The organism is Paenibacillus sp. FSL F4-0243, assembly GCF_037963295.1.
Classification (GTDB): Bacteria; Bacillota; Bacilli; order Paenibacillales; family Paenibacillaceae; genus Paenibacillus_AQ.
In genome coordinates this window covers 6,149,965-6,173,490 of record NZ_CP150151.1, presented here as the reverse complement: position 1 = coordinate 6,173,490, position 23,526 = coordinate 6,149,965, and the positions used below count along the sequence as shown (strand labels likewise).

Genomic DNA, 23,526 nt, shown 5'->3' with positions numbered 1-23,526 from the left:
GAGATGGGAAGATGCAGCAAGTTAAAAAGTATATTTTGGAACAAGTAGCTGGACAAAATCTGTCACAAAAAGATGCTAAAAACCTCCTATTAGAAATACACAATTCGGATAACAAGCAAAATAGTGATGTTGCAGTCATTGGAATTGCTTGTAATTTCGCAGATACAGACTCTCCAGAGGCTTACTGGAATCACTTAGAGAACGGGGAGTCCTGCATGGTGGAATACCCGGAAGAACGCAGAAAATATTTTTCTCCTCTAAGTGATAACGCCCATTATGCGGAGTTCCTTGGCCAGAAGCTGATGTCAGAGGAAGAGAAAAAAGAATCACAGAGTGTTAAAGCTGGCTATATCAAGGATATTGAAATGTTCGATGCGGGATTCTTCAATATTCCTCCACGCGAAGCACGTTTTATGGACCCTGCACAGCGACTGTTCTTGCAAACTGCATGGAGTGCTGTTGAAGACGGAGGGTATGGCGGAGATCGCATTGTCGGCACCAATACTGGTGTCTATGTAGGAAGAGACTGCACCTCTGGAACGTTCTACCGCTTCTTGACGGAACCGGACCCTATGCATTTGACGGGGACATGGGAAGGCATACTGGCTAGCCGGATTAACTATTTGTTCAATCTGCGTGGACCGAGCATGGTGGTCGACACCGCCTGCTCTTCTGGTCTGGTGGCTATTCACACCGCCAGTCAAGCCTTGCGGAATCAGGAGTGCGATATGGCAATTGCCGGCGGAATTTCCGTGGGAACCTCTGCTCAAGGCAATACTGAAGACGGAAGTGATGACGTACTTAGTTCGGTGGCCTCCACGGATAACATCGTCAGAACCTTCGATAAGAAATCTACAGGTACAGTATTTGGTGAAGGTGTTGCAGCACTGCTGCTGAAGCCGCTACAAAAGGCACTTGCGGATGGAGATCATATATATGCCGTAATCAAAGGAAGTGCAGCTAATAATGATGGTGCTTCCAACGGAATTACTTCTCCTAATCCAATCGCACAGGAGGAAGTAATCACCAAAGCTTGGGAACAGGCTGGAATTAACCCTGAAACCATTGGCTACATTGAAGCACATGGCACGGGAACCTTGCTTGGAGATCCGATTGAGATCAAAGGTCTGAGCAATGCGTTCCGTAAGAAGACGACCAAAAGTCAATTCTGCGGGATTGGTTCAGCCAAGACGAACATGGGACATCTGGTTGGTGCATCTGGTGTTGCGGGGATTCTGAAGGTGATCTTAAGTCTTAAGAACAAAAAAATACCAGCCAGCCTCCATTTCGAGGAGCCGAATCCACACATTCCATTCACGGATTCCCCACTGTATGTTGTAGATCGACTCACAACTTGGGAAAAGGGGGAACATCCTCGCAGAGGTGGTGTGAGCGGGTTCGGATTTAGCGGTACGAACTGCCATATCGTGCTGGAGGAGGCACCGGAAAGAATGGAATCGAGCAAGGAAGCAGCAGATGAGCAGCAAATGCTGACGTTATCCGGTAAAAGCAAAGAAGCGTTGGTGCGTATTGTCGATCGCTACAATAAATACTTAGCAGGTTCACCATCGGCCAGTCTAGCCCAAATCTGCTACACCTCTAATACTGGCCGCGGGCATTTCGATTACAGACTGTCTGTTGTTGCCCGAAACGTAGAGGAGCTTCGCAGTAAAATAGCCTCGGTACACCGCGAAGGCTTAGAATCGATCCAAGATCAGCCGGATATCTATTTTGGCAAACATAAGGTGGTCTCTGATAAGAAGAAGCTGAAGGATGAAGGTGAAATTTCCGAAAGCGAGAGACGGATTCTTACGGAGAAAGGGAAGCAAGCTACCCTATTTCTCACGAAAATCCATACGGAGCCTGAGACGGCTGATCCCTACCGCCAGCTAGGAAAGCTCTACGTAGAAGGAGCTATGATCGACTGGTCTACCTTGTATCAAGGTCAGGCGATACAGAAGGTGAGTCTACCAGTATACCCTTTTGAACGCACTCCGTATTGGGGAGAGATTAAGGTCAGTAAGTTGAAGGCAGCAGCGGAACCTGTGAAAGAGGGGAATTATCCTTTGATTGACCGCTGTATTCTCAAGTCCTACAAGCAGGAGATTTATTCGGTCTCTCTAAACACAGAAAAGCACTGGGTGCTGAAGGACCACATGCTATTTGGTACCTGCATCGTACCAGGCACCGCTTACGTGGAAATTGCCAGAGAAATTGGAAAAAGATATTATCCGAACGGCGGTCTGGAATTGAAGGATATCATCTTCCTTTCCCCAGTTTCGGTAAGAGAAGAAGAGAACAAAGAAGTACAGTTTATCGTGCAGAGGGAACGGGATCATCTCCACCTGATCGTAGCGAGTGAAGCGAAGCAGGAGGAAGAAGCTGCTGGAACGTGGACCGCCCATATGGAGGTAGATATTTATCCGATGTCTGATGTCCAAGATGTATTTTATCCTCTGGAGCAATTACAAAATCAGAGCGGACGCCGTGAGTTGATTGTCGATAATGATGCATTAACGAACAAGAGTGGCAGAGTTACCTTCGGTCCAAGATGGCTGAATGTAGTGCAAGTCTACTTAGGAGAAAAGGATGTTGTTGCCGAGCTTAACATTCCTGAAGCCTTCATTTCGGATTTGGAGCAGTATGGATTACATCCCGGCATGCTCGACAATGCCGTTAATGCTGCTACACAAAGCTTCGGTGAGGGTATGTATCTTCCTCTCTCCTATAAGAACTTCAAGTTTTATAGATCAATGCCTGAACGCTTCTATACACATATCCGCAAAATTGAGAAAGAGTCCAAGAACAAAGAAACGATCAAATTTAATATTTCTTTGACAGATATGGACGGCAAAGTATTCGCAGAAATCGAAGAGTACACGATTAAGCGAATTCAAGTGAAACAATTTAAAGAATCGAACCAGCTTCATCATTACTACAAAACATCATGGGTAGCTGCTCCGATCATGGAAGAAGCTCCAGCTTTCGCTTCCGGAGAAAAGGTTCTCATTCTTAAACAAGATTCAGAATTTACGCGGTCACTAATGGCAGAAATGCATAATAAGGGCATGAGCATCGTTGAAGCGCAGTGGGGAGAGGCTTATGAGCAGATCGATGATAACCATATCATCATTGATGGTACGGAGTCTGGATATCGCCGGATGTTCGAAGATCTGGCTGGTAGTGGAACTCTTAAAATCATTCATACCTTGTCATTAGCTGGAGAACAACAAATCAATGAACTCTTTGAACTGAAGCAAGCCGTGAAGCAAGGGGTAGACAGCCTTTACCATTTGAGCCGAGCGTATGTTCAGAGCAAAGTAAAACAGGAATTTGAACTTATCATTCTTACAGATAATGCTCATGAAGTGAATGGGGAAGAACGTGTTATTCATCCGCATAATGCTGCATTGCTAGGCTTATCGAAGGTAGTGGCTCAGGAGTTCCCGGAACTTTCCTGCCGCAGTATCGAAATAGACCCGAACACTTCGGTTGAACGTGTTATTGCTGAGATTGGAACCACAGCTCCAAGCTTTCGGGTAGCTTATCGTGAGAACGAGCGATATACCGAGCAATTGGGCCATGTGGATTGGGATCAAGTCAAGTCGGAGCCGGTGGAGATTACGGCTAATGGTGTCTATGTGATCACTGGAGGTACTGGTGGAATCGGGTTGGCACTGGCACGCCATTTGGCCTCCAAACAGCCGGTTCGTTTAGGCTTAATTAACCGGTCACAGCTGCCAGATAAAGCAGACTGGGCAACTATTATCGAACAAGGCGAACAACAGACCCTTGTCAACAAATTATTGAAGATCCAAGAAATTGAGAAGCTGGGATCCGAAGTGTTGTGCTTCAGTGCTGATCTTAGTAACGAAGATGAGGTAACGGAAGCTTTAAGTACCTTGCGTCATAAGTTCGGAAGAATCAACGGAGTATTCCATGGGGCAGGTGTAGCTGGTGACGGATTCCTAATTCGCAAAGAGAAGGGAAACTTTGATGAAGTTATTCATCCGAAGCTGTATGGAACGTGGCTGCTGGATCATTTGACAAGGGAAGATCAATTAGATTTCTTCATCAGCTTCTCTTCCATCGCTACCTTGTTCGGTTCAAGAGGTCAAGGCGATTACACAGCAGCCAACAGCTATCTGGATACATTCTCCTCCCAGCGCCGCAGAGTGGCAGGCAAAACAGCCACAGTAAACTGGCCAGCTTGGAGTGAGGTCGGAATGGCAGTAGACTACAACATTTCTGAGGATGTAGTGCTCTTCCGATCCGTGAATAATGAGCGGGCTTTTGAAGTGATCAGCCAGCTCCTAGAAACGGATCTATCCAATGTGATCCCTGGTGAAATCAATCTTACGCTACTCTCAGCGATCGAGCCGCAATTACCGATGAGTCTGTCTCGCTCTTTACGAAAAATGCTCAGCAAACATCAGCAGCATGCGGGGGCGGCAGGGGGTTCCGCAACACCACAACCTCTTGGAGAAATCACCTTTAGTGGGAAGGGTGAAGATGAATACACCGAGACTGAACGCACCATTGCCTATATCTATGCTCGCGGTCTAAACATGCCTGTGATCGACATCTATGAGAGCTTCAACGCGATGGGTGGTGACTCAATTATGGCCACCGAGCTGTTAAAGTACATCGATCGTGAATACCCAGATCTCGTTGATATTTCTGATATGTTTACCTATTCGAATGTAGCTGAGATGGCGGAATATATCGATACCAAACGAGGGGTAATCCAACCATCTTCCGCGCCTGAGAATAAGGATGCTACAGAAGAAGAATATCTGGATCAATTACTTGGACAGTTTGAGACCGGAGATGCGGATATGGCTAGTGTCCTTGAGTTTATCGCCGCAGATTTGGAGTAAGGAGGGGGAGCATGAGTGAGACGGAGGTTATCAATCGCAAAATCCTGGAGCTTCTTCAAAAAGGTGAACTCGATAGAGGTACAGCCTTAACTATGCTGAAAAAGATGGCTCCAGTTAACCGTGACATTGCGATTATCGGTCTGTCTTGTAAACTGCCGGGTGCTGACCATCCACAGCAATTCTGGAGCAACATGGAGATGGGTATCTCCTCGGTTATTCCTTTCCCGGAAGGCAGAAAGCAGGACATGGATGTCTTCCTTCCGGAGCATCTGCGTGGCAGTGATCCTTATTTCAGCGGTGGATATTTAGAGAATCTGGATCAATTTGATGCTGAATTCTTCCGGATTCCTTCGAAGAAGGCAGAGAGTATAGATCCCTATCAAAGACTCTTTCTAGAAACAGCCTATGAAGCGCTCGAAGAGGGGGGATATGGGGGAACAAAACTCCATGGCAGTAAGACTGGTGTATATGTTGGCAATGATCATACCCATCGCATGTTGTTTTCTTACTTGGATGTTCAAAGAACGAGGGATGCAGATACGCTCTTAGGCTCATGGACAGGAATTCTGGCCAGTCGGATCTCGAATTACTTGAATCTTAACGGACCTAGTCTAGTTGTGGATACCGGTTGTTCTTCCGGCATGGCAGCCGTACATACGGCCTGCCAAGCCATTCGGAATAAAGAATGCACTATGGCCATTACGGGTGGTATTAATCTCTTTCTGTATCCTATCGTTCAGAACAGCATGCTTGAGACTAGCAAAGATACTACGCGAGTCTTTGACCGCAGTCCTGGAGGGGTAACCTGGGGAGAAGGAGTAGTAGTTCTCTTATTGAAGCCCCTGCAGAAGGCCGTACAGGATAGGGATCACATTCATGCCATCATAAAGGGCAGTGCTCTCAGTAATAATGGAAGCACAAGTAAACTGGCGGAAATGAGCGCAGAGGGAATCCGAAATGCGATTACTGATGCTTGGGAAGATGCCAAGATAGATCCTGAAACGATTACCTATTTAGAGGCACACGGACTCGCGACAAAGCTTGGCGATTCGATAGAGCTTAGCGGAATCACTTCTGCTTTCAGAACACGGACAGATAAGAAACAGTTCTGTGCGATAGGCTCTACGAAAGGAAACATTGGTCATCTGGTTGCCGGTTCAGGTGTTGCCTCCTTGCTCAAGGTGATCGGTGCACTTAAGCACAAGACGCTACCTCCAAGTGGCGGCTTTCAAGAGCCAAATCCCTTTATCCCATTTGTTCAGTCTGCCGTTTATGTGAATGATCGAAAGGTAGCTTGGGAGGTTGAAGGCACTCCGAGAAGAGCGGGAATCAATTCTTATGGCTATAGCGGAACCAACTGTCATCTAATTGTGGAGGAAGCTTTCAGTGACAATGGCAGCAAAGAGGTTGCGGTCTCCAAAACAACTTCGCCAGAGAAGGAACACCGTCTGAAAACGCATATCTTCACACTTTCAGCCACTAACGAGACTTCGCTGATCCGATTGGTGAACGCGTATATCTCCTGGATTGAGGATCACCCTTCAAGCGCTATAGGAGACTTATGCCATACAGCCAATACAGGGAGAGGTCAGCATGAGTACCGTTTGGCTATTCCAGTTACGAGCCTAGAGGAACTGCTTATCCGTCTTCAGGAGATCATCAGCAGTGGCATAAGGTATTTACGGGATAAGGGAATATACGCAGCAGGATCATCTGACACTGCGATCACCGAAAGCCAGAGGAGAAAACAATCGGAGGCAGCAAACCTGCTTCTCCAAGCAGCATTGCAGGATAGAAAGGCACCCGTAGAACAGACGGAAATTGCGCGGGAGATCTGTCAATTATTCGTTAACGGAGCCGTACTGGACTGGAAGCTATGGTATAAGGATTCAAGCTGGAACAAGCTGAGCGTGCCGGTGTATCCCTTTAACCGTACTCGCCACTGGGCTCAATAATCAATTATCTAAGAGGAGTGAGAGTTAATGATATTGGAACTGAATGGCATCGTAAAACGCTACCAGAATAAAACGGCTGTAAATCAAGTAAGTCTGACGGTAAAAGAAGGCGAAATCTTCGGTCTGCTAGGCCCGAATGGTGCAGGGAAGACAACTTTGATTAGTACTATTTGTGGATTGAGTGATCCTGAGGAAGGCGAGATTCTTCTGTTTGGCAAAACGATGAAATCCGCAGGAACGGAAATCAAAAAGCAAATCGGTGTTGTTCCGCAGGATATTGCCGTAATCCAAGGGCTAACTGCCTACGAGAATGTAACGTTTTTCGGCAAGCTTTATGGATTGAAAGGAAAGCTTCTTAAGGAAAGGGTAGAAGAAGCATTAAATTTCACAGGATTATGGGACCGCAGAAAGGATAAGCCGGGCAAATATTCAGGAGGCATGCAGCGCCGATTAAATATTGCTTGTGCGATCGTACACCAGCCGAAGCTGATTATTATGGATGAACCCACGGTTGGCGTAGATCCCCAGTCCAGAAATCATATTCTCGAATCTATCTGCGAATTAAACCGGAGAGGCTCCACTATCATTTATACCTCCCATTACATGGAGGAGATTGAGGAGATTTGCAGCTCCATTGCCATTATGGATGAAGGTCGTTTAATCGCTTGCGGCACTAGTGAAGAACTAAAGGAACAAATTGCGAATGAGGAAAAGACTTTTATCGAAGTGGCTGCGACGAGTCAAATGTTTGCAGACAGTCTGAAGAATGTAGAAGGCGTAACTGAGTGCTTGGTAGATGAGAACAGGATTACAGTCGTTTCGACAAAAGGCAGCAATAACTTGACCCGTATGATTGAACGGTTAACCAGCGCACACGCCGAGATTATTACCATAGGTGTTGAGCGACCTAGCCTGGAAAGCGTCTTTCTTACTCTAACCGGAAGGACCCTTCGGGATTAGGAGGTACCTTATGAACATTTTATATATCGCGTATTACACGATCATCACGAACGTTAGGGATTACCGGACGTTTGTCAAAAGATTGTTTATGCCGCTGCTGATCACACTAATTCTAGGAACCGCGCTGCAAGGGGTTTTTGAGCCAACTAAGCTGGAGAAGACCTCCGTCGTATACTACAACGCGGATGCAGGGGATGTCTCCCGTAATTTCGATGAGTTTCTTAAGCTCGAAGCGATCACCACATTGCTTAACGTCAAAGAGGTGAAGAGTGAAGAGGAAGGGATGACGAGCGTAAAAGATGGCGATGCTTCCGCATTCATCTATCTGAATCAGGATTACTCGAAGGCGATTATGGATAAGAAAAAGAGCGCTATCTCTATCTATAGCAATAACGTGAAGAACAGCCGGGTAACGATTGTACAGAACATTGTAGACAGCTTTATCATCGGTGCTAATACTACAGAGGCACTTGCTAAGCTGGATTCCAAAATGAATTATGATGTCAAGTCTGGAGGGATAGAAGAGGTTCCCGTTTCTGTTGGTGGTAAGACACCGGGATCTATGGACTATTATGCAGTAACCATGCTCATGCTTACCCTGATGGCAGGGGCATTATACGGTAGTGATGAGATGTCACAGGACTTCACAGGCGCGCTTGGACGTAGGCTTCGCAGTTCGCCGATGAGACCTATGCAGCATTTTTTGGGTAAGATCATCGGTTGTGTCACCCTATTGTTCGTGCAGGCTATGATCGTCTACTTCTTTACTAAAGTAGCATTTGATGCGAACTGGGGAGCAAATCCAGGAATGATTATGCTGGTGGTGCTGACACTGGCCGTGCTTTCAACTGCCTTGGGAGTTATGATCAGCATGTTGTCTAAGGATCAGGCACGCTCCACATCTATTCTAAATATGCTGGTGCCGATCATGACTTTTATTGGTGGAGGATATGTCAAGCTAGACCTTGAGCAGCTCATGTATTTATCGCCTAATTATTTAGGGCAGACAATTATTTTCAATAATATTTATGGAGGTACAATAGGTTCGGCCTCATGCTTTATTGCCTTATGGACCATTATTGCGGTAATCTTTATCATTTCCGGATGGGGAGCTAGGAGGAAGTTAGCATGATCATTTTCCAAAATAATCTCAAGCGGTTGTTCAAGAAGAAGGGTAAGCTTATCACCATGTTGGTTATACCTATTGTGTTCACAATGATTATTATCGGAGGTTCCGTACAGCAGAGTAAATATAAGGTTGGTATTGCCGACGAGGATAAGACGCCTTACACTCAAATGATTCAAGACAAATTATCGAAGGACAGTCGGTTGATTGTACTGAAGAAAGAGGATATACAGGATCAATTAATTAATAACAAGATTGATTACGCGATTCAAATCGATCAAGGGCTCACGGAAAAATTGATTCAAGGGCAGGACGCCAAGATTAAGACCTTTAGTGTGGAGGAATCCGATGCGACGCTCCCCATCAAAATGGATATTCAAAGTTTTACTAATGCTGCTGCAAATATAGGGAAATCCTCTGGAGGGAGCAGCGAGAGCTTTTATGAGGGATTAAAGCTCTATCAGAACGGAAGCTTCACTTCCGAACTAAAGGTCATCGAAGACAAGGGGCGGGACCTCAGTCAATCGTTGCGAGCCTTGGGATTTCTGGTCATGAGCATGGTATTCTTGATTACAACTTCTACAACGATGATTATCGAAGATAAGACCTCGGGTGTATACAAGCGTCTCTTGTATTCACCCATGAAACAGAAGAGCTACATGCTTCAGAATATTCTGAGTTTCTTGGGCTTATCGGTCTTCCAGATTCTTATTGTGTTTTATGTCATGATTAAGGGCTTCAAGCTTGATATGGGAACGCATCTCGTAACACTAATCCTTTTCTTTATGTTATTCTCGCTAGTATGCATCTCCATGGGTGTACTAGTCAGCAGCTTCTCGTCAACAACCAGGCAGGCCAATGCGTTAATCGGTTTGATTAATGTTCCTATTTGTATGCTGGGTGGATGCTTCTGGCCAAGAGAAATGATGCCTTCTGTACTGAAAGGAATCAGTGAGTTTGTTCCGACGACCTGGATCCTTATCGCAGCGGAGAAAATTCTGAACGGCAAAGGTTTCTCTTCCCTTTATCTGGAGACGGGGGTATTGCTATTGTTCTTCCTATTGCTCTTCTTGTTAAGCAGTATTCGTAAGCCGAGAATCGTATAAATAAGCTAATCGAATATGCTGGAAAAGGGCCGTGCTCTAATGTGAATGATGTTCACTTTAGAGCACGGCCTTAATCTATTTTTTCTCTATGAATCTATCTTAATGTATAATTCTATCATATTTTGTATATAATGCATGTGTTGCTTATTCAAAATATAATAGACAAGGGTAGGTGAGGAGATTGATCTCGGATAAGAAACAATCCCTGATATTTATTGCCATTGTATGGGCCATGGCGCTTGGCATGCTGCTGCTCCCGGATTCATTACAAGGCATATACGGGTATACTCCGTTTTTTGCGGTGTGTATCATGATGTTTCTCGTTGTAAGGGATGGATACAGTTCGGCAGGCTGGAGAAGGCTGGGCTTTAAATTTAGAGGAGGACAAGAGTACATATTGGCTTTGCTCATTCCCTTATTTTCACTGGGAGCGGGCTATGCAGTTTATTGGAGTGGATGGAAATCAGGCTTGATTTCTCCCGATTCATGGATCGAGACGGGTGTTTACTTGGCTGTGTATATTGTGCTTGGTTCGCTGTCCGCCTTGGGAGAAGAAATAGGCTGGCGAGGCTGGCTCCTCCCGCGTTTTCAGTGGATGGGCAGAGTGAGCTCAAGTATAACAATGGGCTTCATTTGGGCATTATGGCATTACCCGGCAATTCTTGGCCCTCGTGCTTATCATTCTTCAGGGAACCGTTATATTGTAGTAGGCTTGTTCACCCTATCTGTTGTTTTTGCAGGAATCGTTATAAATGAATTACGCCTGACCTCAGGCAGTATCTGGCCGGCTGTACTTTTACATGGAACTAATAATGCTGTAGACAGCGTGTTTCGTAATATTTCATCTACTTCGTCACCAATGCTGGAATATATTGCGGGGGAGAGTGGGATAGTCCCCGTTATCATATACGGCGCTACGGCCATCTGGATACTTAATCACAACCGAAGAAAGAAGCGGCAAGCAGCTACATCCGATCTGATGATTTAACGAGCTTTGGATAAACGTAAAAGAATGGCGGGAGATTGCAATAAGGTTTTCGGTGTGAAGCAGCTACTTCTATCATATGATAACGGTATAACACTGCTCATTGAAAAGGAAGTGAGTGTATGCCTAGTTTATCGGATGAGGAGGAGCTGGGTGAGTACCAAGGAGATCTGGAGGATCTATCTACCCGGGAATTATTAGTAGGCACCCGCATGAAGATGGTTTACTCGCTAGTATTACAAATGCTGGGGAAATCACTATTTATGAATCGTCAGAATAATAGTCTCCCACAGGACTACTTGGAGGCTCATCCATCTAAGAAGGATGAGTTGAACGTCAGAGAACCCTAAGCCACAGTAAGCGTCATATTTTTCCTAGTCTTCATTATAGGAAAGGTGGCGCTTTTTTTAATATAAGCATTCTTATACTGTGCACTATTATCTTCATGTCGTTTCTTGTATTTTGAACTATAAGGAATAATATGGGTTAGGGTATATTATTTTCAAAATAATTGTTTTAAAATGGTAAAGTGGTTATTTTCTCAAGGGTGAGGGATCGAATGGAACAACTGAGGGAGAATGTTGAGGCTGAACTACGGGAATTACTCAAAAAATACTTTTTAGTAGGATACCTACATGAGACAGCTGTAGCTTTTCTGGAAGTGAAGTTGAAAGAAACCTTATTGTTCAGCAAGTTATGTGTCATTCACTACCGGATGTTTGCTGGTGAACAGACAGATATTTATCGTGCAGCCGCATCCATTGAGTTAATGATACTCGGACTGGACATTATTGATGATTTGCAGGATCAGGATCAACCCTCCACCATATGGTGCCAGACGCCACCTGAGATCTCCTTAAACATAGCGATAGGCTTCCTTACGCTGGCACATCAAGGTTTACTCGATTGTGACTTTCCGCAGGACAGGCTAATGAAGGCATCCGAAATTATGAATCGGCAGATGCTTACGGCCATCAATGGTCAGACCCTAGACCTTATGAATGAATCCAAGAACGAAGAAGAATACATAAGCATAATTGAACAAAAGTCTTCGGCACTGCTTATTTCTGCCTGTATGATAGGCGTTATTCTCGCTTGCGGGGATTGGAACGAAAAGGTAGCGGTTTATATCAATGAAGTGGGCATTGCTGCTCAAATGAAGAATGATCTCCGTGATTTGCTAAACTGGGAAGAGAAAAATGACTTTTTGCATCGCAAGAGAACAGTGCCTACCTTATATTTACTGAAAATGGCTGCTAATGAGGAACAGGATTGGTTGATTGATTATTTTAACGGTAAAGGCACAACAGAAGGGATATTAAGTCGTAGGCAGGAGATCGAGCAGATATGTAATGATTCTGGTACGTTGTTGTATTCGTCCGCTCGGATGCGTACACATTATTACAAATTTCTAGAACTCGTGGATCAGATGGAACTGGAAGCCCATTGGAAAGAGCTTTTACTTCTTCAGTTAAAATAATTACACAAGCTTCCTCACCGAGACCGCAAGTCCACGCAAGTGTAACCGCAATTAAAAACTGCGGTAAATATCAATCACATTGTCGTTTTACATCCCTATTTCTATTGATATATTGAGAGCAAGAAGAAAAAAGGGAGGAATTAACAATGTTGAAAGAATGGATCCAAGTTTTGTTAGAAGAGCCAATGAAGGTTAATGAGCTTCTGTCGGGAAAACTGCAACTTGCTGGTATGCCAGCTGCTGAGCAGCTAGCTTTAAAGGATACATTTCTTCGTAAGAATAGTAAGAGTGATGAATTCATAACGGATGCCTGGTTCTAAAACATTAAGATCAATTCGGGGGACCTCAAATGTCAGCTAAAATTCGTAATTACATCATAGCGGGATTGATTTGTTTGTTTTCTTTTCTTTTGATTCACTCTGTACAAGTAATATACTCTAATGTACTGCTCGGAGTGGGAATAGAGAAGAATACAGAGGGACAATATGTTATCTCTGAAATCAGCGCGTCTGAGGAAGGCTATAAACAGAATTTACGATTAGGAGATATCATAGTTCAGGTCAATGGTGTAGACGTCGAACTAGCGGATAAAGTGGTGCGGTATAATGTCCTGGCGCAGGTCCAATCAGTGGATATTATCCGCACCTCAAACGAAGGAAACTCCATTCATATGCATGTCAATATAAAGAATGAGTATTCACTTTATCACAAGTTTACACAGCTTGTAGTCCCTGGAGTAACGTTACTTTTTCTAATGATATTAAGTCTCTTTTTGTATCGCAAAAGGGCAGGAGAACGTTCGGCTGAATTGTTAATTTTATTTTTTTTGATGGTGAGCGTAACTTACTTTGCGGGTTATGCCTCAAGCAGATCAGATCTCATCGGTAGGATCACTTTAAGTTGTATGCTGCCTTTAATTCCGGTGGTGTTTATCCACTTTCTCCAAGTTTATCTGAAGCGGTTTAATATCCAATTTATATCTACTTTTCTACTCAAGTTATACTATGGATTAGTCATTCTTCTAAGTATACTTACAACCTTTAGTTTAGTCATATATTCGTGGGATAGATCTTTATATTCCTTTATGCGTCTGTTTGTTATCGGGTTCTTTGTGGTTGGCATCCTATACAGCATATTTAAGCTGTTATCTCTATATATCAATAATCGGAAATCAGCATTTAAATCTATGTTCAAAATTATGCTTACCGGACACGTTCTTGCGTTTACACCGTTTGTTCTCTTCTCTGCTGTACCCATTGTTTTTGGGGTTAGCTTGATTCCTTTCGAGGTCACCACAATCTTCTTATTTTTGATGCCGGTTACCTATTTTTATCTGCTAACTGCTAAACAACTATTTGATATTGATTTTGCTTTTAATCGCTTTAAATATTATCTGTTAATTGCCTTTCTTCCAGCACTAATGATTGTAGCTGTACTTGCGATCATACAGAGTAGGCAAGAGTATGATTGGATCAAATGGGTTCAGATGTTCTTGGTGGTTTATTTATCGATTACGGCCTTCTTATTTTTCAAGGAGAAAATAGATTATTATTTCCGACCTAGGCTTTTTCGTGAACTTTATCATTATCAAGGCAGTCTGGAGAGATTCTCCAAGCAAATTTCCAAAGTGATGAAGCGATCTGATTTGGAGGCTGCACTTTACAAGGAAATCAATGAGATTCTACCGGTTAATCGGTCGGCTTTTTTTGAGATAGATGAGGATTTGAGTAATCTCGCACAAATCGTGGACAATTCGGAACAAGAGATCAATATACAATTTGTTTCGATATCTCCAGTTCTTAAAGTAGGCGAAGTAGTCCAGCTTCAGCAGGGGATAGCACTCGTAATCGGCCGTCACAAAAAGAAATTCCACCTTTTATGGATTGATCATAAGAAGAATCACACCAAGTTTAATACAGATGAACTAAATTGGTTAAATACCATTGCAAACTATGCAAGCATTGTCTATGAGAATTTATATCTGATAGAAGGTCTGATTGAAGACCTTGAAGCTGAAATGAAAAAAGATCAACATGCGGCACCATGGGTTCTTCGTCTGATCTTTAACCTATCTGAGAATGAACGAAGAAAGCTGGCGGCGGATTTACATGATTCTGCGCTTCAGGATCAACTCATTTGGCTTCGTAGACTTGAAACGCTAATCTCGGATCATGTTATTCCCAATGAAATCCTACCTGAGTTGCTTCAAATTAAAGAAGGTTTATTAGATGTTATCCATCAAATTCGTGAGACCTGCAATGAGCTACGCCCGCCACTACTAAGAGAGACTGGAATCGTCAAGGCACTAGAAATTTTGTTTGAATATGCTCAGTTACAGTCCAATTATATTATTACCTTTAAATCAAGCCCAATAGGGGCGCTAAGCGAAGATCTAGTGATTGCCCTTTATCGAATTGTACAGGAACTTCTGAGAAATGCCGGAAAGCACGCCAAAGCGAATCAGATTGAGATTGAGCTTGACCAGCAAGAGCAACTCTATTTCCGTTACAAGGATGATGGAGTAGGCATGAATATCTTAGATATTAAAGAATCTTTTCAGCATATGGGTCTGTCCGGAATTAAAGAGCGTGTAGCAAGCTTAGAAGGAGAGTGCCTGTTTAACTCGGAGAAGGGTAAAGGGCTGGAGGTCATTATTTATTTACCGACAACAGCTTTTGCGGAAGGAAAGAACAGAGGAGGCGATGACGATGATACGTATCTTGTTGGTTGATGATCATCCTTCAGTAGGAGAAGGGACTAAAAATATGATTGAGCAGGATGCTGATATGGAGGTTACCTTTGTTTTGTCAGCAATAGAAGCTTTCGATATGCTGGAGAAGCAAGAATTTGACGTGATCTTATGCGATCTTAACATGCCTACGATCAGCGGACTGGAATTCACCAAAAGAGCTGTTCAGCTTGATCCTGAATCAAAAGTGGTGATTTATACCGGATATGAAATCAGTGCACATTATAACCTGTTGATGGAGTCAGGGGTTACAGGATTTATCTCTAAGACTGCATCCAGAGAACAATTATTAAATACGATACGCTGCGCTCTGAGGAATGAGGCTGTCATACCGGTTTCTTTACTCAAACAGCTTCGAAGAAATGATATTAAAATATCGGGCAATCGTGATAATCAGTTAATTGAAGAAGTGTCCATTAATCAAAGGGAACAGGAAATACTCCAGGAAGTAGCCAGTGGAAAAAGCAATAAGGACATAGCTAGCAAGCTCTTAATGTCACAAAGAACTGTGGAGTATAACCTGACGAGAATCTTTGAGAAGCTGAGTGTACATTCCAGATCCGAAGCAATTGTAGAGGGAAAGCGGCTCGGACTTGTTAGATCGGAGCAATTTTGATTTTCGTGTGTCATTACCTGTAATCAAAGCTTCAGAGCCATTCAGATAAGCCTATTTACATTTCCAAAATATGAAGGAGAGCACTCATTATGATAGACATGGACAAAATATATTTGATCACAGATATCCCCGGTTATCCGCCGCAAATTAGTCGCCTTTTATCCATGATGAATTATGCAAGACATACCACATTAGCGGCAGTTAAAGACTTAAGTGTAGAGCAGCTTGACTATTTATTGGATTCGGAGAGCAACTCTATAGGAGCATTATTATTACATTACGCTGCTGTAGAGTATGCGTATCAAGTTGCGACATTTGAGGGAAGAGACTTATCCGAAGAAGAGTTAGCGATATGGGGGCCGGCACTGAACTTAGGGGATGAAGGCAGGGCGATGATTAAAGGACATGATCTTAGCTATTATTTAGACCGTTTAAATGAAGTAAGGGGAAAAACATATGAATGGTTCGCAACCGTCGATGATGACTGGTTATATACAGAAGAGGAATTCTGGCATAACAAACAGGCGAATTACTACTTCATGTGGTTTCATGTATTCGAAGATGAAATTAATCACAGAGGCCAAATTAGATTGATACGAAAAAGAGCGCTAGCTTAAAGAAAGAAGGAGCATGATTGCTGTTCATGCAGAATCATATTACGCGGGACAAGACAACCTCAGTTATTGAAGGTTGTTTTTTTATATGCAAATCATGAAAGTTTTCAGTTCATTATCAGTTCACATAAATTTGTTAGGATAGGAAACATCAAAGGAAGAGATAAAGATCGTGACCCAGGAGAGGAAGAGATCGGAATGAACATATTAGAGGTTAAGAATGTTAAAAAATCGTATACTTTGTATGGTAAGGAAAAGGTTCCAGTACTCCATGATGTGAATTTAAGCTTTGAGACAGGTGAATTTGTCTCCATACTCGGTGAGTCTGGTTGCGGTAAGTCCACACTAATGAATATCATTGGTGGAATGGACTCTGATTATGAGGGCGATGTCCTTGTTCGCGGGAAGAATCTAAGCAAGATGACCGAAAAGGAAATGGATGATTATCGCAAGAACAACATCGGCTTCGTATTTCAAAACTTCAATCTGATTCCACACTTATCAGTCTTGGAAAATGTTACGGTTGCGATGCAGATGACGAATACAAGCGAGAAGGAACGTAATAAGCGTGCTATAGAGATTTTGACGGAGGTAGGATTAAAGGATCATCTGAAAAAACGTCCGAATCAACTGTCCGGTGGACAGAAGCAACGGGTATCCATCGCACGCGCATTGTCGAACAATCCAGATATTATACTGGCAGATGAACCTACGGGTGCGCTGGATAAGGATACAGGTGATCAAATCTTAGTTTTGTTGGACAGCATAGCGAAAAGAGGAATCTTGGTCATTACCGTGACCCACTCGCAGAAAGTAGCTGATTACGGTAGCCGTATCGTTAAGCTTGAAGAGGGATTGGTGAAAGACGATATTCATTTGAAGGAACGTTCCATGGCTACCTATGATGGGGGAGATGGTTCGGCCCGAAATCTCAGCTTAATGGCTTCTTTCAAAATGGCCCTTCAAAATATGAAGCTTAACGCCAAACGTAATGTATTGGTAGCATTGGGTGGATCGATAGGTATTTTAAGTGTACTCTTGATGCTTTCCTTAGGAAATGGGATCACTAGCTATATTAATAATGAAATTAATTCAAGTATGGACCCTTTGCTGGTAGATATCACTAAGCCAAATCCAGAAGCCAAAGACATGAAGGGCCCAGAAGCGATGATGTTACCCGGCGTTACGTTTACAAAGGCCGATGTTGAGACGATTCGTAACCTTCCAAATGTAGATCATGTAGAGACCATAACAACCATTACAGGCAAATCTACCACGGTTTTTGGGGAACAAACGAGTAGTCTTACACAATTAACCACCTTAAACGATACATTTGATAAAGCGACGATTAAAGCAGGGGCTTTACCGAAAGAAAATGAAGTATTATTACCAACGAAAATAGCGAGTCAATTAAGTGGAAATGACCAACCGAATGCTATGGTAGGGAAGTCTATTCATCTGTATATTAATGAAATGGATGCTCAACATAAACCGATAACATTGGAAAAAGAAATCACGGTCTCTGGTGTTTATGAAGCCACTGATCCAAGAGCGCAAATGTCACCAACAGGATATATTCCAACACAGACACTGGAGCAAATGTATACTGATAAAGGGATTACCATTGGCCCGATTCAGGTTAATGCTTTTGCAACGGATATGAAATATGTGAATGATATTAATAAAGCAGCTGTTGATGCGGGCTTCTCGGGCTCCCAAACGGCAAAAATCATGGAGCGTATCACGACTTATGTGGATATGGCTACGATCGTTCTATCTGGTATTGCAGGGATTTCGCTCATCGTATCAGGGATTATGATATTGGTTGTACTTTACATTAGTGTAGTGGAACGGACGAAAGAAATTGGGATCCTTCGTGCGATTGGAGCAAGAAAGAAAGATATCAAGCGAATATTCTTTTCCGAATCCGCATTATTGGGTATATTTAGTGGTGTCTTCGCAATAATCTTTGCAGCTATCATTAGCTTTGGTTTAAATATACTTTTGGAAAATGCTTTTGGCGTAAAGCTTATTAACTTATCTGGATCTTATATCGTATTCGGATTAGTTGTAAGTACAGGGATTAGTATTGTCGCTGGTTTGATGCCTTCATCGAAGGCTGCCAAGCTCGATCCAATGGAATCTCTGCGATACGAATAAATACAATGTTGGAAAGGAAATTGATGTATGAGCACAATTCTAGTGGTTGATGATGATTCCCATATCCGCAAATTAATACGATTATATCTTGAAAAAGATCAGTTTTCCGTAGTGGAAGCGGAAGATGGTCAAATAGCATTAGACATTCTAGCTCATACAAAAATAGATTTAGCGATTGTGGATGTGATGATGCCTCATATCGATGGTATTGAACTGACAGAAGATATTCGATCTTATATTGATATGCCGATCCTAATGGTTACAGCCAAAGGAGAGTCTAAGGATAAAGTCAGAGGATTTAATGCGGGGTCAGACGATTATTTAGTAAAGCCGTTTGATCCCATTGAATTGGTACTGCGTGTGAAATCTTTATTAAAGAGATATCATGTAACCCCTTCGAATGTTATTCAATTAGGGGGAGTAACGATTGATCTAGGGAATTTAACAGTCGCTAATGCCGATCAAATGGTTGAATTGAAAAAGAAGGAATGTGAATTGCTATTTGCTTTGGCGGGTTCGCCAAGGCAAATATTCACCCGCACTCAGCTAATAGAGAATATATGGGGAATGGATTATGAAGGCGATGAGCGGACGGTTGATGTGCATATCAAACGCTTGAGAGAACGTCTTGAACCCATCCCTCAGTTCATCATTTCTACAGTAAGAGGACTTGGTTATCGTCTGGAGCTAGCCTAGATGGTGAGAAAAAGCCTGCGTCTTCGAATCGTCGTTACGTTCATTGGTATTGTTTTAGTCAGTTTAATTATTTCCTTTTTTCTTTTTATGCAGTTTTCAGAAAAAAATAATACCCCAAACCATATGTTTATTAATATTGCTAAAGATATAGCAAAGGTGACAAATCTAATAGATGATCCGGAAAATGTAAACGCATTTGCAGATCTGCTTAATCGATTTGGTATAGATATAGCGGTTGTTAATGAGCCAAGTGAATCTGTTTTTTCTGTAGACAAGGAGAAAGTTGCTATCTTATTCAATTCCAACACAACAGATGCGGTCTTTCTATCGGGTAGGGGTGGACTTGCTATCGTAGGGGTTCCTAAGATAGATGATGGAAAAGGTGCTTTCATTATTAAGATTGATTTTTCATCGACTGTAAGAGGCTTGAGAATTACGCTTCTGTTTACACTATTAGCTGTACTAATCATCGGAAGCTTGCTTATCTTGTTCATGTCCAGGTATATTGTGAAGCCTATTAAGAAGCTAACTGTTGCAGCGAAGGAAATGGCGTCAGGCAATTTATCTGTCCGATTGACTTATCGTAATAAAGATGAATTTGGTGAACTGATGGAGAGCTTTAATCGTATGGCAAGTGAGCTGCAGAAAATGGACTCAGTTCGTGATGATTTTGTCAGCAATGTTTCTCATGAAATGCAGTCACCACTTACATCGATTAGAGGATTTACAAGAGCGCTGCAAGACGGTGTCATTCCATTAGAAGAGCAAAAAGAGCATCTGGATATTATCTATGAGGAAACCTTACGCCTATCTAGGCTTAGTGATAATCTGCTCCGATTAGCCTCACTCGATTCGGAGCACCATCCGGTTAATCCCACCACATTCCAATTAGACGAACAATTAAGAAGAACGATCGTATTAGCGGAACCACAGTGGGCACGGAAAGATATTATGATTGAATTGGATTTATTGCCTTGCGAGATCACGGTGGATAAAGATTTATTTGATCAGGTCTGGCAGAACTTAATAAATAATGCTATAAAATATACGGGGCAAGACGGTACCATTCATGTTGAAATTGAGATGAACGCGCAATTTGTGAAGGTATATATCAAAGATTCTGGTAAAGGCATTCCTGAGGAAGCACTTCCGCTTATCTTTGATCGATTTTATATGGTGGAGAAAGCGCGTAGCAGCGCTCTTAAAGGGAATGGACTTGGACTTTCCATTGTGATGAAGATTCTGAAAATACATGATTGTAATATTGATGTGGAGAGTAAAGTTGGAGAAGGAACCCAGTTTGTTGTAACGATTCCTAGAACCTAAACCACATGAATAGTTAATATGCTAAAGCTAAAGGTAAACTTTGAGGGGGATGATGATGAAAGATCTAAATCCTATCTATTTACGCGAATTGAAGCATACGGACTGGAAAGATGTTCATTCGTATTGTTCACAGGATCATGTGTGCCGTTTTCAAGCCTGGGGTCCAAATACTGCTGATCAAACTCGTTCATTTGTGAGCCAGGCACTAGATGACTCTCAAAAAGTTCCCAGAACTCGGTTCGCGCAAGCCATAGTTGCAGTAGGAACTGAAAATTTGATCGGCATGGTTGAATTAAATATTAGAAGCCATACGGACAGAAGCGGTGAAATCGGCTATATTGTCCATCCTGATGTCTGGGGACAGGGAGTCGCTACAGCAGCGGCCGGACTAATGTTGAAGCTTGGTTTTGAAGAACTGCATCTACATCGAATATACGCGACCTGTGACCCTCGAAATAGTGGATCATCCAAGGTGCTCACCAAGATTGGCATGACCTATGAAGGCAGATTAAGAGATGCTTTACTCATAAAAGATGGCTGGCGAGATTCTTTAGTGTTTAGTGTATTGGAGCAAGAATGGGATAAGGAAGTGCGCTAAAATAAAGTCTTGCTTCTAAATGTCTAGTTCATTACAATATAAGTATTCGCTTATATAAGTGTTGGAAGGAGGAGAAGTAGGGATGCAGTCACTGACGGATATTGCAGATGATTTGAAGCTTTTAGGAGATAAGACGCGACTGGCCATGCTTTCACTTTTGAAAGAACGGGAATGGTGCGTGTGTGAATTTCTTGATATTTTTGATATATCCCAGCCGGCGATTAGTCAGCATTTACGAAAATTGAAGAATAGAGGGATCGTGAAAGAAAGCAAACGAGGGCAGTGGGTGCATTATTCATTAAATATCGAGGATAAACCACATCTTAAGGCTGTTCTTCAACAAATGCCCAGCTCAGCCGCGATATTGGCTAGTTTGAATAAAGAAGTTAAAGCACCGTGCTGCGACTAAAATATAGTTGTAGTTTTTTAAAGTGTATATAACTATATAGTTATATGGTGATATAGGATTTATTAGGATTTATTCGTAGATTATAGGAGTGTTGAGAAAGTGGTCATTCTAGCCATACTTATTTTTATGGTAACTTTAATTTTTGTAATCTGGCAGCCTCGAAATTTATCGATTGGATGGTCAGCCTGCGGCGGAGCGATCATTGCTTTACTAGCTGGGGTAGTTAGCTTTAATGATGTTCTGGATGTAACACAAATGGTGTGGAATGCGACGTTGGCGTTTGTTGCAATCATCTTAATTTCCTTAATTTTAGACAGTATTGGATTTTTTGAATGGGCTGCGTTACATATGGCGCGAGCAGCACGGGGGAACGGAACACGAATGTTTGTCTATGTCATTGTTCTTGGTGCGTTGGTTTCTGCCTTTTTTGCAAATGATGGAGCGGCGCTAATACTTACCCCTATTGTACTTGCTATGGTTAGAGCGCTGAATTTTGATGAGAAAAAAGTATTTCCATTCATTATTGCTAGCGGCTTTATTGCGGACACCACCTCATTACCGCTTGTGGTTAGCAATCTTGTGAATATCGTATCGGCTGACTTTTTTGGAATTACCTTTATGGAGTATGCGGGAAAAATGATTGTACCTACGCTATTCTCATTGATAGCGAGTATCGTGGTGCTTTATTTCTTTTTTCGCAAAAGTATTCCGAAGCGATTTAATGATTCCGAACTAAAAGATCCGCAAGAGGCTATTAAAGATAAGAAGATGTTCCGTCTATCATGGATTGTACTGGCTATTCTTTTAATAGGGTATTTCGTTAGTGGATTCTTGAAGATTCCGGTATCAGTGGTTGTGGGAATCATTGCAATTTTGTTCATGCTCCTCGCGAGAAGAAGCCCTTCCGTCAAGGTGAAAGAAGTGCTTACTGGAGCACCTTGGGCGATTGTGTTCTTCTCCATTGGAATGTATGTCGTAGTATATGGACTTCGGAATGCGGGTCTAACTGATCTACTCGCTAAGGCGATAGGAATGATTGCTGATCAGGGTCTATTCGCTGCAACTATGGGTATGGGGTTCATTGCTGCATTGATCTCATCATTGATGAATAATCTGCCTACTGTAATGATTGACGCACTCGCAATTGATGCAACGCATACAACCGGAGTTATTAAAGAGGCATTAATATATGCGAATGTTATAGGTTCAGACTTAGGCCCTAAAATTACCCCAATTGGCTCACTAGCAACGCTGCTGTGGCTCCATGTGCTTTCGGCCAAAGGTGTGAAGATATCCTGGGGAACGTATTTTAAGACGGGGATTATATTAACTATCCCAACGTTGTTTATTACACTTTTAGGTCTCTATCTGTGGTTGTTGATTACTTAATTTGAAAAGGGGAAGATCAGGATGAACAAGAAAACGATTTATTTTTTATGTACAGGAAACTCTTGCCGGAGTCAGATGGCTGAGGGCTGGGCGAAGCAATATTTAGGGGGAGAATGGAACGTGTACAGCGCTGGAATTGAAGCCCATGGTCTAAATCCAAAAGCTGTACAAGCTATGAACGAAGTAGGCATAGATATCACTGGACAGACCTCGGATATGATTGATTCTAATCTGCTGAATAATGCGGATCTAGTCGTTACGTTATGTGGGGACGCTGCGGATAAATGTCCAATGACGCCTCCGAAGGTCAAACGGGAACACTGGGGCTTCGATGATCCGGCAAAGGCGCAAGGGACCGATGAAGAGAAGTGGGCAGTGTTCCAGCGTGTGCGTGACCAGATTGAGGTAAGAATCAAACGATTTGCGGAGACCGGCGAATAGTTACCAGGTGAAGCATCCTATTCTTTTAAAAATATA

Annotated in this window: 19 protein-coding genes; all 19 read left to right on the top strand. The window is 42.7% G+C overall.

All coding sequences use genetic code 11. The features are described 5' to 3' along the window. The first annotated feature begins 11 nt into the window (after positions 1–11). The 19 genes from NSS87_RS27375 (at position 12) to arsC (ending at position 23,490) form a co-directional block, all read left to right on the top strand. Entirely contained in the window at positions 12–4,880 is a 4,869-nt protein-coding gene (locus tag NSS87_RS27375; protein ID WP_339243552.1) for an SDR family NAD(P)-dependent oxidoreductase, read from the top strand. A gap of 11 nt (positions 4,881–4,891) precedes the next feature. Then, positions 4,892–6,835, top strand: a complete 1,944-nt coding sequence (locus NSS87_RS27370; protein ID WP_339243551.1) for a beta-ketoacyl synthase N-terminal-like domain-containing protein — start codon at positions 4,892–4,894, stop codon at positions 6,833–6,835. A 27-nt stretch (positions 6,836–6,862) separates the two neighbouring features. Then, on the top strand, positions 6,863–7,795 hold the full coding sequence (locus tag NSS87_RS27365) for an ABC transporter ATP-binding protein (protein WP_042191992.1): 933 nt from the start codon (positions 6,863–6,865) through the stop codon (positions 7,793–7,795). Positions 7,796–7,805: 10 nt separating this feature from the next. Continuing rightward, entirely contained in the window at positions 7,806–8,927 is a 1,122-nt protein-coding gene (locus NSS87_RS27360) for an ABC transporter permease (protein WP_339243549.1), read from the top strand. Further along, entirely contained in the window at positions 8,924–10,027 is a 1,104-nt protein-coding gene (locus tag NSS87_RS27355) for an ABC transporter permease (RefSeq protein WP_042191988.1), read from the top strand. Before NSS87_RS27360 ends, NSS87_RS27355 begins: the two co-directional genes overlap by 4 nt. Positions 10,028–10,208: 181 nt before the next feature. Next, entirely contained in the window at positions 10,209–11,015 is an 807-nt protein-coding gene (locus NSS87_RS27350) for a CPBP family intramembrane glutamic endopeptidase (RefSeq protein ID WP_149644848.1), read from the top strand. A gap of 119 nt (positions 11,016–11,134) precedes the next feature. After that, positions 11,135–11,362: a hypothetical protein gene (locus NSS87_RS27345; RefSeq protein ID WP_042191987.1), complete on the top strand. Its 228-nt coding sequence runs from the start codon at positions 11,135–11,137 to the stop codon at positions 11,360–11,362. A 209-nt stretch (positions 11,363–11,571) separates the two neighbouring features. Further along, positions 11,572–12,492: a polyprenyl synthetase family protein gene (locus NSS87_RS27340; protein ID WP_042191985.1), complete on the top strand. Its 921-nt coding sequence runs from the start codon at positions 11,572–11,574 to the stop codon at positions 12,490–12,492. A gap of 146 nt (positions 12,493–12,638) precedes the next feature. Then, complete coding sequence (gene comX / locus NSS87_RS27335; RefSeq protein WP_156113188.1) at positions 12,639–12,812, top strand: competence pheromone ComX; 174 nt, start codon at positions 12,639–12,641, stop codon at positions 12,810–12,812. 29 nt (positions 12,813–12,841) lie between these two features. Then, complete coding sequence (locus NSS87_RS27330) at positions 12,842–15,223, top strand: ATP-binding protein (RefSeq protein WP_339243545.1); 2,382 nt, start codon at positions 12,842–12,844, stop codon at positions 15,221–15,223. Continuing rightward, positions 15,201–15,857 (top strand): response regulator transcription factor, encoded by a 657-nt coding sequence (locus NSS87_RS27325; RefSeq protein WP_042191982.1) that lies wholly within the window; start codon positions 15,201–15,203, stop codon positions 15,855–15,857. Before NSS87_RS27330 ends, NSS87_RS27325 begins: the two co-directional genes overlap by 23 nt. Positions 15,858–15,946: 89 nt before the next feature. Next, entirely contained in the window at positions 15,947–16,474 is a 528-nt protein-coding gene (locus tag NSS87_RS27320; protein WP_339243543.1) for a DinB family protein, read from the top strand. Between the two features lie 195 nt (positions 16,475–16,669). Next, a complete protein-coding gene (locus NSS87_RS27315; RefSeq protein WP_339243541.1) occupies positions 16,670–18,631 on the top strand; it encodes an ATP-binding cassette domain-containing protein in 1,962 nt (653 codons plus the stop codon). A 27-nt stretch (positions 18,632–18,658) separates the two neighbouring features. Continuing rightward, positions 18,659–19,327, top strand: a complete 669-nt coding sequence (locus NSS87_RS27310; RefSeq protein ID WP_042191977.1) for a response regulator transcription factor — start codon at positions 18,659–18,661, stop codon at positions 19,325–19,327. Beyond that, the gene (locus NSS87_RS27305) at positions 19,328–20,653 is read left to right on the top strand and encodes a HAMP domain-containing sensor histidine kinase (protein WP_339243539.1); all 1,326 of its coding nucleotides are present in this window, start codon (positions 19,328–19,330) and stop codon (positions 20,651–20,653) included. Positions 20,654–20,702: 49 nt separating this feature from the next. Further along, a complete protein-coding gene (locus NSS87_RS27300; protein ID WP_339243537.1) occupies positions 20,703–21,251 on the top strand; it encodes a GNAT family protein in 549 nt (182 codons plus the stop codon). A gap of 82 nt (positions 21,252–21,333) precedes the next feature. Continuing rightward, positions 21,334–21,660: a metalloregulator ArsR/SmtB family transcription factor gene (locus NSS87_RS27295; RefSeq protein ID WP_339243536.1), complete on the top strand. Its 327-nt coding sequence runs from the start codon at positions 21,334–21,336 to the stop codon at positions 21,658–21,660. Positions 21,661–21,759: 99 nt separating this feature from the next. Then, entirely contained in the window at positions 21,760–23,049 is a 1,290-nt protein-coding gene (locus tag NSS87_RS27290) for an arsenic transporter (RefSeq protein WP_339243534.1), read from the top strand. Positions 23,050–23,070: 21 nt separating this feature from the next. After that, on the top strand, positions 23,071–23,490 hold the full coding sequence (gene arsC, locus NSS87_RS27285) for an arsenate reductase (thioredoxin) (protein ID WP_042191970.1): 420 nt from the start codon (positions 23,071–23,073) through the stop codon (positions 23,488–23,490). The last annotated feature ends 36 nt before the right edge of the window (positions 23,491–23,526 follow it).

What these genes read in the sequence shown, in the direction of transcription:
- NSS87_RS27375 (WP_339243552.1), top strand. Translation starts at nt 12, where the DNA reads ATGCAGCAAGTTAAAAAGTATATTTTGGAACAAGTAGCTGGACAAAAT.
- NSS87_RS27300 (WP_339243537.1), top strand. Translation starts at nt 20,703, where the DNA reads ATGATGATGAAAGATCTAAATCCTATCTATTTACGCGAATTGAAGCAT.
- NSS87_RS27305 (WP_339243539.1), top strand. Translation starts at nt 19,328, where the DNA reads ATGGTGAGAAAAAGCCTGCGTCTTCGAATCGTCGTTACGTTCATTGGT.
- NSS87_RS27310 (WP_042191977.1), top strand. Translation starts at nt 18,659, where the DNA reads ATGAGCACAATTCTAGTGGTTGATGATGATTCCCATATCCGCAAATTA.
- NSS87_RS27355 (WP_042191988.1), top strand. Translation starts at nt 8,924, where the DNA reads ATGATCATTTTCCAAAATAATCTCAAGCGGTTGTTCAAGAAGAAGGGT.
- NSS87_RS27315 (WP_339243541.1), top strand. Translation starts at nt 16,670, where the DNA reads ATGAACATATTAGAGGTTAAGAATGTTAAAAAATCGTATACTTTGTAT.
- NSS87_RS27325 (WP_042191982.1), top strand. Translation starts at nt 15,201, where the DNA reads ATGATACGTATCTTGTTGGTTGATGATCATCCTTCAGTAGGAGAAGGG.
- NSS87_RS27365 (WP_042191992.1), top strand. Translation starts at nt 6,863, where the DNA reads ATGATATTGGAACTGAATGGCATCGTAAAACGCTACCAGAATAAAACG.
- NSS87_RS27345 (WP_042191987.1), top strand. Translation starts at nt 11,135, where the DNA reads ATGCCTAGTTTATCGGATGAGGAGGAGCTGGGTGAGTACCAAGGAGAT.
- NSS87_RS27295 (WP_339243536.1), top strand. Translation starts at nt 21,334, where the DNA reads ATGCAGTCACTGACGGATATTGCAGATGATTTGAAGCTTTTAGGAGAT.
- NSS87_RS27340 (WP_042191985.1), top strand. Translation starts at nt 11,572, where the DNA reads ATGGAACAACTGAGGGAGAATGTTGAGGCTGAACTACGGGAATTACTC.
- NSS87_RS27360 (WP_339243549.1), top strand. Translation starts at nt 7,806, where the DNA reads ATGAACATTTTATATATCGCGTATTACACGATCATCACGAACGTTAGG.
- NSS87_RS27320 (WP_339243543.1), top strand. Translation starts at nt 15,947, where the DNA reads ATGATAGACATGGACAAAATATATTTGATCACAGATATCCCCGGTTAT.
- arsC (WP_042191970.1), top strand. Translation starts at nt 23,071, where the DNA reads ATGAACAAGAAAACGATTTATTTTTTATGTACAGGAAACTCTTGCCGG.
- comX (WP_156113188.1), top strand. Translation starts at nt 12,639, where the DNA reads ATGTTGAAAGAATGGATCCAAGTTTTGTTAGAAGAGCCAATGAAGGTT.
- NSS87_RS27330 (WP_339243545.1), top strand. Translation starts at nt 12,842, where the DNA reads ATGTCAGCTAAAATTCGTAATTACATCATAGCGGGATTGATTTGTTTG.
- NSS87_RS27370 (WP_339243551.1), top strand. Translation starts at nt 4,892, where the DNA reads ATGAGTGAGACGGAGGTTATCAATCGCAAAATCCTGGAGCTTCTTCAA.